At 34.4% G+C, this 15,002-nt stretch carries 8 protein-coding genes and 1 tRNA gene; 1 reads left to right on the top strand and 8 read right to left on the bottom strand.

Going from position 1 to position 15,002, the window contains the following annotated elements; genetic code table 11:
* The first annotated feature begins 47 nt into the window (after window positions 1–47).
* Window positions 48–134, top strand: a tRNA-Ser gene (locus tag FDM27_RS10120).
* Window positions 135–254: 120 nt separating this feature from the next.
* Here FDM27_RS10120 and FDM27_RS10115 read toward each other — a convergent pair.
* The 8 genes from FDM27_RS10115 to FDM27_RS10080 form a co-directional block, all read right to left on the bottom strand.
* Window positions 255–1,160 carry a carbohydrate kinase family protein gene (locus FDM27_RS10115; protein WP_140486201.1) on the bottom strand — a complete coding sequence of 302 codons (906 nt, stop codon included), beginning with the start codon at window positions 1,158–1,160 and terminating at the stop codon, window positions 255–257.
* A gap of 20 nt (window positions 1,161–1,180) precedes the next feature.
* Entirely contained in the window at window positions 1,181–2,737 is a 1,557-nt protein-coding gene (locus FDM27_RS10110) for a glycoside hydrolase family 32 protein (protein ID WP_140486198.1), read from the bottom strand.
* 19 nt (window positions 2,738–2,756) lie between these two features.
* Window positions 2,757–4,154, bottom strand: coding sequence for a DUF4960 domain-containing protein (locus FDM27_RS10105; RefSeq protein WP_140486196.1), 1,398 nt, complete (start codon window positions 4,152–4,154; stop codon window positions 2,757–2,759).
* Between the two features lie 19 nt (window positions 4,155–4,173).
* On the bottom strand, window positions 4,174–5,865 hold the full coding sequence (locus FDM27_RS10100) for a RagB/SusD family nutrient uptake outer membrane protein (RefSeq protein WP_140486194.1): 1,692 nt from the start codon (window positions 5,863–5,865) through the stop codon (window positions 4,174–4,176).
* A 23-nt stretch (window positions 5,866–5,888) separates the two neighbouring features.
* Window positions 5,889–8,993 (bottom strand): SusC/RagA family TonB-linked outer membrane protein, encoded by a 3,105-nt coding sequence (locus FDM27_RS10095; RefSeq protein ID WP_140486192.1) that lies wholly within the window; start codon window positions 8,991–8,993, stop codon window positions 5,889–5,891.
* A 19-nt stretch (window positions 8,994–9,012) separates the two neighbouring features.
* Window positions 9,013–10,611: a glycoside hydrolase family 32 protein gene (locus FDM27_RS10090; RefSeq protein WP_255510518.1), complete on the bottom strand. Its 1,599-nt coding sequence runs from the start codon at window positions 10,609–10,611 to the stop codon at window positions 9,013–9,015.
* A complete protein-coding gene (locus tag FDM27_RS10085; protein WP_140486190.1) occupies window positions 10,574–11,929 on the bottom strand; it encodes a sugar porter family MFS transporter in 1,356 nt (451 codons plus the stop codon). The genes FDM27_RS10090 and FDM27_RS10085 overlap by 38 nt, the downstream gene beginning before the upstream one ends.
* 231 nt (window positions 11,930–12,160) lie before the next feature.
* On the bottom strand, window positions 12,161–14,908 hold the full coding sequence (locus FDM27_RS10080) for a substrate-binding domain-containing protein (RefSeq protein ID WP_140486188.1): 2,748 nt from the start codon (window positions 14,906–14,908) through the stop codon (window positions 12,161–12,163).
* Between the last annotated feature and the right edge of the window lie 94 nt (window positions 14,909–15,002).

Raw genomic sequence — 15,002 nt, 5'->3', positions numbered from 1 at the left:
TTGGCTTTTCTAACTCAGATTTTTTTATGTTATTTGCAAACCGAAATAGAGAGGTGTCCGAGTGGTTGAAGGAGCTAGCCTGGAAAGCTAGTATGTGGGTAACTGCATCGAGGGTTCGAATCCCTTTCTCTCTGCGATATTGTCTGATTATTAGGGTTTTGTGGTTTTTACACCCAGTTTTACACCTATAAAATTAGATTACAATAATAAAAGGTTGTCTGAAAACTACTTTTCAGACAACCTTTTTGCATAAATTACACTTTTACCATAGCCATTAAATCCTCAATAGCTGAAAGTGAAATATCAGGATTAGCACCTGGTGCCTGAGCTACTAAGGCTCCAATTGCGCAAGCAAAATCAATTGATTCTTGTGGTGCTTTACCAGTTAATAAAGATGTAATTAAAGCAGCTAAAAAAGAATCTCCTGCTCCAACAGTATCCGAAACTACAACAGCATAACCTTCGTTTTTATAAAGTTGTCCTTCCCATAATAATATAGCACCGTGTTTCCCTTTAGTAACACACATGGCAGTAGCTTTCTTTTTTTCAGCGAAAAAAAGCATATTTTCTTCAAGAGTTGCAAAAGGAGAATTAATGGCTGAGGCTATTTCTAACAATTCCTCATCATTGAACTTAATGAAATTGGCCGAATTCATTAACTGTGCTAGAATTTCGTAGTTATAATGTGGCTTTCTTAAATTAACATCAAATACTTTGTACACATCCATTTGCAGCAATTCTTCAAGTGCTTGTCTTGACACCTGGTCTCTACAAATTAAACTACCGTAAATTAAAACATCAGCTTCTGAAACTAAATTTTTAGCTAAATCATTCAGTACAATTTTATCCCAAGCCGATGGATATGCAATTTCATAACTAGCCGAACCACGTTCGTTTAAAGTTACATTAACCAATCCTGTTGGAAAATCTTCCGATTTAATAATAGCATCGGTTTCAAGCCCTAAATTTTTAACTTGATTGATTATAGCTTCTCCATCCTCATCATTCCCTACGCAACTAATCATTCCTACTTCACAACCTAATGTTTTCATGCGTAAAGCTACATTCAGTGGTGCTCCACCAATCTTTTTTTCATTGCCAAAAACATCCCAAAGCACCTCTCCATAAGCTACCGCCTTAAGGTTTTTTCCTTTATTCATTTCTATTCTGTTTTTTAATGTTACTCAGCTTGTGTAAGCTGAAGATTACTAACTGTAGCACTTTGTCCTTCAGCAATAATTCCCCAATTGTACTTATCTCTTCCGTAAATACGGTTTGTTAAGGCTACTTTTCCATTAATATAAAATACCACTACACTGCCTTCGGTAATTATTTCCACATCGTATTTTGTATTTACTTGCAATCCAAATGGTATTCTGGTTGTTTCCTGTGAAGCTGAATTGTATCCTATGATGGCATTTTTTGTAGCATCTAAAACAATTTTATAATAACTTCCTGTATTATTAGTATGAAAAACAAATCCAGTAGTTCCCGTTGTAGTTGTCAAAGTAAGTTCCGCATTTATTTTGGCTCTTTTACCAACAGACTTAAAAGTGACCATAGCTTTATTGGTAGTGCTACTCAAACTATAACTACCATTATTTACAGTAACACCTCCTAAAGTAGCATCGACCTCAATAGTGCTATTTTTAGAAAAAATATTTTTTACTGCTTGCGGTGCCTGAGTTCCTAAAGTTCCATCTGAATTTTGTGTTAACTCATGAATGACCATATTTCCAGCCCAATCTTTATTGCCTAAATCAGTTTCTGGTGTTTTTCTGGCATTCCAACCAAAAACATATCTTTTGTTTCCATCAGAAGCTGTTTTTCCGGCATAAAAATATTCTCCATCAATTCTATCATTTTGCGGTGTTGTCCAAGGTCCGTTGATAGAAGTTGCCATCTTATAATGTGTTCCTTTAGTATTACTCCAGTTCTCAGAAAACATTAAATACCAATAATTCCCCATTTTAAAAATATCAGCACATTCCATCATCAAATAATTTTCCTGTGGAGTTGTGGTATAAATAGGTGCCTGAACCTCCCAATTCCCTGAAGCTGGATTAGCAGTTGTAAAATGCAATAACACCGCTTTTCGGCCTGGTTCCGTTTGCGTACTTACCAACATCGAATATTTACTCAATTCTTGATTGTAAAAAACATGTGGATCTCTAAAATCAAAATTATAATATCCGGCAGGTGCTGTAATTTTAAACGAAGGTATTTTTGTCCATGTTTTTAAATCCGGACTTGTAGCACATAAGACACTTTCTCGCGCGTTTGATTGTAAAAAAGCAGGAGTTCCATTGTGTCCTGTGTAATAAAAGTAATAGAGATTCCCTACTTTAATAACAGAACCAGTACCGATGCCAAAATCAGCATCGGTAGTTGTTCCATAAGGAATGACTTGTCCTTCGTAGCTGAAATGAGCCAAATCAGTACTTTGAAATTCGTGGATATCATGAAATCCTTTTCCTGCCGGTTTATTTTTGGCATCATGGAGAAAGTAAATATGGAATTTTCCATTGTCGAAAAATGGCATAATATCACCGGTATAACCCGCACTGTAATATGGTTCACTTCCTCCTCCAATCCATAGTGATGGCGGTACTGGAAAAATATTAGCTATTTCTGATTCTCCACCCGAAATAGAACCTCCAATATAAGTATCATCCTGACTACAAGATAATAACGAAAAGAAAATGGAAGCTATTGTAATTATATTTCTATAGTTCATTTTGTTGATTTTAATGAGGTTAATTGCCCGCTAAATAGTTGATGCTGTTTTGAGTCAAAAGTTTGATATTACCTATGAATTCATTGGCCTGGCTAGGAACTCCGCTACTATTGGTTTCATTGTACCAATCATAAGCTCCCATCGAGATTACTATTACATTTTTATTAGGATTGTTATTTGGCCATTCTGCAATAGTTACACGACCGTCTAAATTATCATCCCAACCTTCACTGGCTAAGTTTGTACCACCTGTTTGATCTCTCCATCCAGCTCCATTTACATATCCGCCCCATTCCGGTACAAACCACCAGGCAGTATGGTTTAATCTATAAGTTCCACTTTGAAGTAAGTAGGCTTTTCCTGTTTCATAAGTGGTAAGACCATTAAAAATAGGATGTGATTCATGACTTCTAAAAGACATTCCCCATGAATTTCCATCAACCCATCCTGCTGGCAAAAAGTCTCCAAAAACATTATTTGGTCCTTTCCCGGAAGGAACAATTCCTAAAGCATCTACATATTGTGAAGCAAAAGAAGTCAGCAATAAGTTTCCTCCATTAGTTCTAAAGTTTTTAAGAGCTGTAGTCACTGCCGGATTATAGGCCACAGCAGGTAAATTTGTAGCAGAATCAAAATGCCACCAAATTACATCCACATTACTTAAATCGGCACCATTTAAAACACTATCGAAAGAAATGTATTTGGCATCATTGAAATTAGCAAACAGCCAGTTTGCAGCTGTAATTTCGTCCATATTAGTAATTTCTGCTCTTGTTGCAGCAGTTCCTAAAAAGGCTACGGTCAAACCACTAACAGGAACTCCCACATTAGCAGTATAATTTACCGTTTTTCCATTTGCAGTAATTACAAAAGTTACGGCATTAGTAAAATTAATGGTAGTTCCTGATGCTGGCGAAATAGAAACTCCCTGAGTCAATTCTATAACGGGTTGCAATGCTGTAAGATTAGTATCCTCAGGTAATACCAGCGTAATGGTTTTGCTAACATCATTGATTGTTGCCGCTACATTATTGATTTTAAAACTCTTTATTGGACTTAAAACCGTAACATTTACAGTATAATCTTTGTATAAATTACCATTTATAACTCTAAATTTTACTGCGTTTGTAAAATTAATAGGGGAGTTTAAATTCAAATTTGATGTTGCTCCTTCCTCTAAAATAATTTCAGGATTTACCGCTGTAATATCGGTGCCATAAGGCAAGGTTACTGCAATTGTTGCTGTTTTTTGATCGATAGTTCCAGCAACTCCGTTTATCTCAAAGGAAGTCACATTAGAAGGCGAATCGACATCAAGACCATTAGTATCGAAACTATCTTCGCAGGCAGAAACCATAAAAATCAATGCCAGTATCAAAGACCATTTTGTCCAAGACTTATATATAAAATTTTTCATATTCGTTTTCGTAAATAGATTAATAATCCAGATTTTGTTTGTACAATCCTTGACTGAAATTAATTTGCTTTAACGGAATTGGACAATATTCTTCCTTATTGGCGTCAAAAAAAGCATCTTGATAATACGCTCTTTTTGTTTTTTCTTCAGCATAAAACGCATTCATTACCTCATCAGTAACACCCCAACGAACCAAGTCGAAAAAGCGGCTTCCTTCCATTGCTAATTCTAAACGACGTTCCCAACGCAAAGCTTTTCGAGCAAATTCCTGTGTCCAGTTGCAATTCGTTCCGTCCACATAAGTATTGATTTTAAAGTTATTCACATACGGAAGTCTTCCTGTACTTTGCGCAGCTCTTTCTCTAATTTCATTGATTAATGGTAAAGCTTCTGATTGTCTTCCTAACTCAATCAAGGCTTCAGCGCGCATCAAAATCACATCGGCATAACGAATTTGTATTCTGTTTTTTGAATTTCCATAAAAAGGATCAATATTGACTACACAACTACAATTTGGCGCTACATTTTCTTTTAGCGAAGCATAGTATCCATAAGTTCCCGGAGAACGTACCCATGCTTCAACATATAAAAATTCCGGATCATACTTATATGGTAATCCTGGCATTGCAACAGTATGATACAATCTAGGATCTACCGTATTAGCATCTATATTTTTATAATCAAAATCGGTATCGTTGTAAGTGTCAAATTCAGGTAAACCATTAGCTCCGGTTTTAAAAGCATTTACTAAATTTTGACTTGGTTTGTGAAAATCACAACAACCTAAACCTTGAGGAGTTGAAAGAACATCGGAGAAATTTAATCTTCCGTATAAAGTTCCATCATTATCTGAAAACTGAATAGAAAAAATGGATTCTACTCCGTTTTCATAAGTCCCCGGTAAAAAGTTATTCGCAAAATCTGGCTCTAAACTCGCTTTTCCTATTACTTTATCTGTAGCTGCAATTACTTCTTGTAAATGTTGCGCATTTGTTCCTGTAACTGTATAAGTTTCATCCTGAGTATAGGCTTGATACAAACGTGTTTTTGCTAAATAAGCATAAGCCGCTTTTTGTGTAGCGCGTCCCGCTTGTGGTTGTGTTTCCGGTAAATCATTGGCTGCAGCCTCAAAATCTTCGGCTATTTTATTCCAAAGTTCCTCATTTGAAAATTGTTTGTTCGAAATTGTTTTGTAATCTTCAACAGGAATATCTTCTGTTATGTAAGGTACACTTCGGAACATGATTTTTAACATAAAGTAAAAATGCCCTCTTAAAAAACGCATCTCAGCCATACGTGTTTTTTTCAATGGATAATCTGCTTCCGAAATTTGTTCTAAGGCTTTCAATGCTTTATTGGCTCTTGAAACGCCAACATAGCTGATGTACCAGAAATTATCTAATTCGCCAAAATCAGGTCTGATATTATTAGAAACTTCAAAAAAGTGAAAATTCTGAATATCATTAGTTCCACTACCTCCTTTATAGGCATCGTCAGAACGAACATTTCCAAAAGGCCACAAACTATAAGGTGAATCATAATGATCATTTCCTAATTGAGCATAAGCCGCATTCATAAAACCTTCTATAGATTGAGGAGTAACAATATCTTCTTCTGACAATACACCGCGAGGGTTGTTTTCCAGAAAATCCGAGCAGGAAGCAAAAACTCCCAGCACTAAAAACCCAATTATATATACTATCTTTTTCATGTTTTTCGATTTAATCTTTTGTATTAAAATGTAAAATTAAGACCCGCTGTAAAAGTGGTAGGCTGCGGATATCCAAATCCTGCATTTTCAGGATCTACACCTGTGAAGTTTTTAGCATCAAGGATTAATAAATTTTGTCCGCTGATGTAAAATCTAAAAGTTTCTAAACTTAATTTTTCCAATAAACCTTTTGGAAAACTATATCCAAGTTGTAAAACGCGAAGTTTAAGGTAGCTTCCGTTCTCAACAAAATAAGTGGAGAATCTCGATTCGGCATTTCTATCCACTGTTGTTAATGCCGGAATAGTAGAATTTGGATTGTCCAAAGACCAAGCATTTAGCAAACGTGTTCCTTTGTTTGATCCTACATCATCAACACTCCAAAAATCAGTTTGATATTTGGTATTATTGATTACATCAACATTTGCTGTTCCTTCCCAAAAAGTTGAAAAATCGAAATTTTTATATCCTAGTCCTAAATTAAATCCATAAATCAAACCTGGATTTGGATTTCCTATCCATGTACGATCTTTGTCTGTAATCACTCCGTCTCCGTTTAAATCTTTGTAACGAATGCGTCCAAGTCCTTTTCCATCCTGATCAGCCCAAAGATCAACTTCGTCCTGACTTTTAAACAAGCCATCAGCAACGTAACCATACATAGAATTTATAGGACGACCCAAAATGTTGTCTTCTAGACCATCGCCTCCATAATTGTTTTTTACTTCATCCGGTAATTGTGTGATTTTATTTTTATTCCCTGAAATATTAGCTGAAATATCATATTTCAATCCAAATGATGTTTCATCATGGTAACCTAAAGAAACTTCCCATCCTTTGTTTTCCATCGATGCCCCATTTACCCATCGATTTCCTCCTTCGCCAATTACTCCTAAATAAGGTGGCAAAACCAAAATATCTTCTGTTTTTTTGATGTAGTAATCAACCGAACCACTTAATTTTTGGTCGAATAATCCAAAATCCAAACCGATGTTAGTTTGCGTTGTAGTTTCCCATTTTAAGTCATCATTCCCAGATTGCGTTGCAATAAAACCTGATGGCAGTAAACCATTTCCGTTTCCGGCAATATCATAAGCTGTCCCAAAAGAAGTATTCCATGTAGGATTTCCACCAGCATAACTGGCTAAATAAAGAGAGTAAACAGCGGTATTACTAATTTCCTGATTACCTGTTTGTCCCCATCCTGCTCTTAATTTTAAATCAGAGATAACGGGAGCATTGTCTTTTATAAAATTTTCATTACTTATTCTCCAACCTGCAGAAACAGCTGGAAATATTCCAAATTGATTATTCTTTCCAAAACGAGAAGAACCATCTCTACGAATTGTAGCCGAAAGCAAATAACGGTTATCGAACTCATAATCTGCTTTTCCAAAATAAGACAATAGTGAATAGGATGTTGAAGTTCCGCTGGTAAAAGATTCTCCTGTTCCGGCATCGGGATACATATAGTCAGGAGTTTCAATTAAAAAGTCATTTTTACGCAAACCTACATTGTCAAAAACTTCTTTATACATCTCAGTTCCTGCCATCAAATTCAAATTGCTTTTTCCGAATTTTAAATTGTAAATAGCGGTATTTGTCCAAGTCCATTTATCACTAACGGATTGATCGATACTCACTGAAGTTTGGTCATTTTGCAAATAACCCGATTGATAACTTCTTTGTAAACTACGCTTTTTGAAAAAACCATAATCAATACCAAAACTAGTTTTGATGTGTAAATTTTTAACTAATTCTAAATCGGCAAACATGTTTCCGAAAAGACGTAAATAATCATATTTATTGTCTTTATTGTATTCTAAAAGACGAACCGGATTTTGTCTGTCGTTCATTCCGCCTACTGGGCCACCCCAGCCTTTTCCATCAACAGTGCGCACCGGAATTATAGGTAAGGCACGAAGAGCTGGATCTAAAACACCCGGATCAGTAACTTCATTAGTACGATTGAAGCTGAAATTTTCGCCAATAACTAATTTGCCATCAAGATATTTATAAGAACTATTCATTCTGGCAGTAATTCTTTCAAAATCGGTAGTTTTAACAACACCTTGATTACCATAATAACCCAAAGAAAAAACATAATTCCCTCTTTCTGATGCGTTTGAAACTGATAAATCATAAGAATTAGCTACACCGGTTTGCGAAACTTCATCATACCAGTTTGTATTAGCTGATTTCAGTGTTTGATTAGCATCTAAATATTCCGGAACTAAAACCTTGTTTAATTGAGGCTTATTATCTACTACCGACCAATCAAATTGATAACGCAAATTGTTGTTGTTTGGATTTAATCCATCATTAATATTAGCCTGCCAAAGGGCTTGTCCAAATTGATCTGCATTTAAAACACTTAGTTTTCTTGAATAATCAGAAAAAGAAGTATAGGCATTAAAATTAATTCTCATTTTGCCCGCCTTTCCTTTTTTGGTAGTAATAATAATTACCCCGTTGGACGCTCTTGATCCATAAATACTCGCTGACGAGGCATCTTTTAAAACCTGAATCGTTTCAATATCATTCGGATTCAATTCGTGCATTCCTGATTTTGTTGGCACTCCATCAATTACATAAAGAGGATCGGTATTATTCAGGGTTCCTACTCCACGAATAACCACCTTAGTATTTCCTCCGCTTGGAGAACCATCCGATGAAACTTTAACCCCGGCAATTCTTCCTTGTAAAGCTTTAATTGGGTTAGGTTCTGGCTGTTTCATAAGATCCTTCATATCCACAACAGCGACAGCTCCTGTAATATCGGCCTTCTTTTGTTTTGAGTATCCGGTAACCACAACTTCGTTTAGTTTATTGTCATCTGTTTTTAAAGTTATATTGATTACTTTTTGACCTTTTACGGCTATAGATTGTGGAGCAAATCCGACAAAAGAAACTACAATAGTAGCATCGGGATTTATTTTTTGGAAAGAGAAATTTCCGTCTAAATCAGTAACTGTACTGCTGGTAGTTCCTGAAATAAGGACAGTTGCTCCTGGTAATGGCATTCCGTCATCAGACGAAATTACCGTTCCTTTAATTCCGCCTTCCTGAGCCGATAATAGCAGCACTGGAAAGAAGAAAAACAGAAAATAAATAATTTTACTTTTCATAAGTTAATAGTTTTGGTTTTTAGTTTATATTTAATTGGTTAATTACAAGATTATTCAATTCTATTTTTTGACTTGAAGAAACAGAAAGTTCAGTAAATGGCTGGTTAGGGAAGAAGAGCTCAGTCATTACTTTTTCGCCATTGTTATAAAAAATTTCAATAGATGTTTTATCCAAAATGATTTTAAAAGCAGCTTCTTTTTGGTTTCCGTCTAATGGTGCTTTAGTAATTGTAGAAGCAAATTTTTCAGAGAAATCAGTTTTCCCGGATTTTGTTCTGTCTAAAAACAAATAATGATCTGAATTATTAATTCCGAAAGTCAAAGATTCACCTACAGCATTAGAAAGCGTAAAAGTATAAGTGTCTTGTTGTAGATTTTTTAAATCAAAATTGACAATTGCTTGAGCCAAATCTATTTTACCAGCTGCAACAAGAGCTAATTTTCCTTTTCCTTTTAGTGATTTTTCTTTAATAGTTTTAGAAATGTACTTGTTGATTTCTTTTACTGGCTTATTAATCAGACTATATTTATTTCCTTTTTTGATTAATTGGATTTCACGCGCAATAGTAGTGCTTCCTCTCCAGTCAAATGTGGGAACTTGCGATGCATAATCCCAATTAGACATCCATCCGATAATAATTCTTTTGTTATCAGGAACATTATCAAAAGACACGCTTGCATAATTATCACGCCCCCAATCCAGCCAAGCAACTTTTTCTTTTTCGAGTTGTTTTGTAAAAACAGCATCCATCTTAAAAGTTTTTCCGTCAAAATCGCCTACAAAATATTGTGCAGCAGAACCGCCATTGGGACCACCCGGATTAATGTTCACGATAAGTACCCATTTTTCTTCATTAGTTCCGTTTACTTTTATTGGGAAAAGATCCGGACATTCCCAAACGCCGCCGTGTCCACCGACATCTTTACCAAATTCTGAAAGAAAAGTCCAGTCTTTCAGGTTTTTCGAGGCATAAAAATGCTGTCTGTCCTGTGCTGCTAATCCCATTACCCATTGTTCTCTTTTAGCATCCCAAAAAACTTTAGGATCTCGGAAATCTTTAATTCCCGGATTTTTCAATACGGGATTGTTGCTGTATTTAGTCCAGGTTTTTCCGTTATCCAATGAATAAGCTATTGCTTGAGATTGTGCATCAATTTCTCCCGCTTGCTCTTTTTTCATATTGTGGTAGGTAAAAATTGCTACCAAGGGTACATTTTTTCCATCACCAAAACCTGATGTATTATCTTTATCCACAACAGCACTCCCTGAAAATATCGCACCTTTCTCATCATAAGCAAGTGCCGGAGTCAATTCTTCCCATTTTATAAGATCTTTACTTATGGCGTGTCCCCAATGCATTTTGCTAAAATCCGGAACACTTTGAAATGGCGTATGCTGGAAAAACAAATGGTACGTACCATTGAGATAAAACATTCCATTAGGGTCATTCATCCAGCCTTTTTTCGGAGTATAATGAAAATTAGGACGGTACATTTGTTCCTCCATTGTAGTTACAACAGCATTAGTTTGCGCTACGGCTGAAGTGCTTTTGCAACTTGCTATTGATAGCAATACTGCACTACAAAATGCTAGCGGTAGCTGTTTCTTTAATTTCATTTTTGGTGTTTTTATTGGTTAGATTTTCGCTTAAAGTTTCTAAAGAAATTCCTTTAGTTTCGGGCATCATAAATATTACGAATAACAGCTGTAGTACCATCATGATGGTAAAGATTAAGAAAACGGTTTCTGGACCGATTTCTGAAAATAGCATCGGAATCAATGACGGAATAATCGCTGCCAGAACCCAGTGTACTGAACTTCCAAAAGCCTGTCCTGAAGCACGAATGTGATTTGGGAAAATTTCGGAAATAAAGACCCAGATTACAGCTCCCTGACCAATGGCATGTGAAGCGATAAACAAGAAAAGAAAACTAGGTACTGATAGTCCTCCCCAATCGTAATAAAAAGAAGCAGAAACTAATCCAAGAGAAATAATATATCCAATAGAACCAATGTACATTAACAACTTCCTTCCTAATTTGTCAATTAATGCAACACCAATTAAAGTAAATATTAGATTCGTAATTCCGATTCCGATACTGCTTAATAAGGCGGTATTTTGTCCCAAACCGGCTTCTTCGAAGATTCTGGGTGCATAATACAGGAATGCGTTAATTCCGGAGAATTGATTAAAAAAGGCAATTAGAAAAGCAAGCATTAATGGAAAACGGTATTTTTTCATGAAAATGTTTTCATGTTTGGTAACACCATTTTCTCTGGAGTCATCCATAATGTCACTCAATTTTGCAGATGGATCAATTTTAAATAACACCTTGCGTGCTTCTTCATCACGATTTTTAGATAGCAACCATCTTGGACTTTCTGGAATTGTAATTATGAAGAGAATATAAATCAGTGATGGAAAAGCCTGAACACCTACCATCCATCGCCAGGCATTTTCTCCAATATCTTTTAAAAAGTAATTGGATATAAAAGCAATCAAAATCCCTAAAACGATGTTGAATTGGTATAAAGCTACTAAGCGTCCACGTTTATCGGCTGGAGCAATTTCTGAAACATAAGCTGGAGCAGCAATAGTTGAAGCCCCAACACCAAGACCTCCAATAAATCGAAATGCAGCAAATACATAAGGATCATTTGCAAAAGCAGCACCTATTGCAGATACAAAATATAAAATTCCTATCCAGAATAAGGTCTTTTTACGACCTATTTTATTAGTAGGGATTCCGCCAAAAATGGCTCCTATAACTGTTCCCCAAAGTGCCATTGCCATAACAACAGATCCGTGAAAAGCATCAGATGATTGCCATAAAAGCTGTAATTGTTTATCAGCTCCAGAAATAACTACGGTATCAAAACCGAAAAGAAAACCTGCCAGTGCAGCAGTAACAGACCAAAGTAATATCTTATTCATTGTACATGTATTAAAAACTTGTTGCTAAGATATATTCAATAAAAACAACTTATTTTTAACGATGTTACAATTTAATTAGAGAAATACTGGTGTTTTGATATTTTTATGCGAGTATCTTTGTTTTCAGGACTTTAGCGGTTTTCTTTTTTATTTACGAAAACCTTTTAGGTTTGATATTGTTACTTTTGCTACGAAATTGTTACTTAAAATGTGTCGGTTTTGAACTTGGAGTTATAGATTGGATTTGTATTCCTTTGGTGAAATTCCAAATTTATTCTTAAAAGCTGTAGAAAAGTAGTTGGAAGAAGAAAATCCTAGAGAATAAGCGATCTCTGTAATATTTATTTCATTGGCTTTTAAAAGCTCGGCAGCTTTCTCTAATTTTATATTATTGATATGGTCACTAATATTAATTCCTATAATGACTTTTACCTTTCGATACAATTGTACTCTGGAAATACCTAATTTCTCAGCTAAATCTTCAACAGAGAATTTAGGGTCTTCAATATTCATCGTAATCATATTATTCATCTTTGTAATGAAGGATTGTTCTTGATTTCCAAATCTGGATTCAGCTTCGACAAGGTAAATATTGTTAGTATAATAGTAGCGTAGTTTTTCTCTGTTGAAAAGTAAACTTGAAATAGATTGCTTTAAAATAGAAAGGCTAAATGGTTTTGTCAGATACTGATCTACTCCGATTTGTAAACCTTTTAAAACGGATTCTTTATTACTTTGTGCTGTTAGAATAATAATTGGAATATGAGAAGTGCGTAAATCTTTTTTTAATACTGTGCTTATTTCATAACCATCTTTGTCCACTAAATTAATATCACAAATGATGATGTCCGGAACAATTTCGGTTGCCTTTTCGATGGCATCACTGCCGTCAGAGGTGTGTACTACATATTCATTTGATAATTTAGTTCTTAAAAAATAAACTAAGTCTGTATTGTCCTCAATCAGTAAAAGAGATTGTTTTTCCGATTCGGAAATTAGATTTTCCTCTTTAAAATCAGCATCTAAATCAGTATCTAAATCAGAATTATCAGTTATTAAATTATTAAAATTGTTTTGAACGTCTAATTTGTTACTGATTTCCGAAGTTTGCAAATGGCTGTTTCCTTTTAATAAAGTGATTACAAATTCGCTGCCATGTTTTGATTTTAATTCAATTGTTCCATGATGCAAAAGCACAAATTCTTTTGACAAATGGAGTCCAATTCCTGAACTGTTTTTATCATTGTTTGAAGCTCTGAAGAATGGACTAAAAACAGTATCTAATTCCTCTTCGGGTATTCCAATTCCGGAATCTTTAAATCCTATTTTTACCGTATTGTCCTGACTTTCTGTTATTGAGATACTTATTTTTCCGTTGTCGGGGGTGAATTTAAAGGCGTTAGAAAGTAAATTAAAATAAACCTTATCCATTAATTCTTTATCAATAAAGAGTTCTAATTTTTTGTTTTTACAAATTAGCTTAAAATCAATATTTCTACGAGCTGCTTCTCCTTTAAAATTACTCATTACTTCATTTGTAAAATCATAGATTTTAGTGTTCGAAGCTTTTAAAGTAAACTTTTGTTCTTCTATTTTTCTAAAATCGAGCAACTGATTAATTAGTCGTAATAATCGGTTGGAGTTTTTATGAATCAATTTTACTTCGTCGATTAGTTTAGTTTCTTTAATTTTTTTGTTTTCTATTAAAGATTCTACGTAACTCATAATCAGGGTTATTGGGGTTTTGAATTCATGAGAAAGCCCTGTGAAAAAATTAAGTCTGTTTTCATTGCTCTGCTTTATTTGCTCCGCAAATTTTTCTATTTCATTTCTTTGGCTTATAATCTTTGCATTCGTTTTTTCAAGTTCTTTCTTCTTTTTGCTTATTATGATGCGTGAATAGATACTATGGGCAGCAAATAAAAATAATAGCAGACTCAAAGTGATTGAGATTTTTAAAAGATTTCTTTGACTACTGTATTTTTCTAATTGATCTTTTATGAAATTTTGTTGGTTTTCGATATCGGATTGCTGAAGTGATATTTTGTCAAATTGACTACTCATAATTTCTGCATTTAGAGAGTCAATTAATGTAGTATTAAGCTTGTTGTTTTTGGGAACTATTTCTTTATTGCTTATTCTTAATGCTAACTTAATGGCTTCAGCTCCACCTGTTGGATATAATACTGTGGCTGTCAAAATTCCGTCTTTAACAAATTGTAAGCCTCCATTTGGTACATTAAGTCCATCTACACCTATAAATTTAATTTTATTATTTGGTTTCTTCTTTTTAGAAATTTTCCAGGCATTATATGCTATAACATCATTAAATGCAAAAACATAATCAATATTTGGAATGCTATCTAATATTTTGACATACTTACTGTTTGTTGAATTAAAATCATCCGCATCAATGCTTATTCTATCGATATCGGGAAATTGATCTATTATTTGTTTAAAACCTAAGCTTCTTTCGGTGCCTGGAGATGTTACAGATTCACTTCTAATTTCAACAACGTTAGCACGGCCTTTGGATAATGAAACTATTTGTTTACCGGCAATCCTGCCTACCTCAATATTATCAGCTCCTAAAAATGCAGTATAATTTGATGTATTTACTTTTCTGTCAACAATAATGACGGGTATCCCTTTTAAATTTGCTTTTTCAATTACAGGAACAATTGAATCAGATTCATAAGGTGCAATTATGATTACATCCATATCTTGCTCAATCATTTTTTCAATATCCTGGATTTGTTTTTTTACTTCTCGATCAGCATTGTAAATCGTTAACTTAACTTCCGGGTGCAGTGAGGCCTCAACTTTCATAGCATGATCCATCGATTTTCGCCACATATCATTATTGATAATTTGAGAAAAACCAATAGATATTGAATCTTTTTTTTCATGAGTGGAATCACATGAGCTTAAGAAATTTACAATAAATAGTATGATTGTGATTATATGTGTTTTTGACATAAAATTTCAATTATTTTAAAAAGGATAAAAATAGTATAGGGTTGGTTGTAGATAGCTATCTAAACAGGGAGATTGCTATATCAGAATTTGAATT

Origin of the sequence: Flavobacterium sp. GSA192 (genome assembly GCF_006386525.1) — a bacterium.
GTDB lineage: Bacteria > Bacteroidota > Bacteroidia > Flavobacteriales > Flavobacteriaceae > Flavobacterium > Flavobacterium commune.
This window is presented reverse-complemented; position numbering and strand designations above follow the sequence as displayed.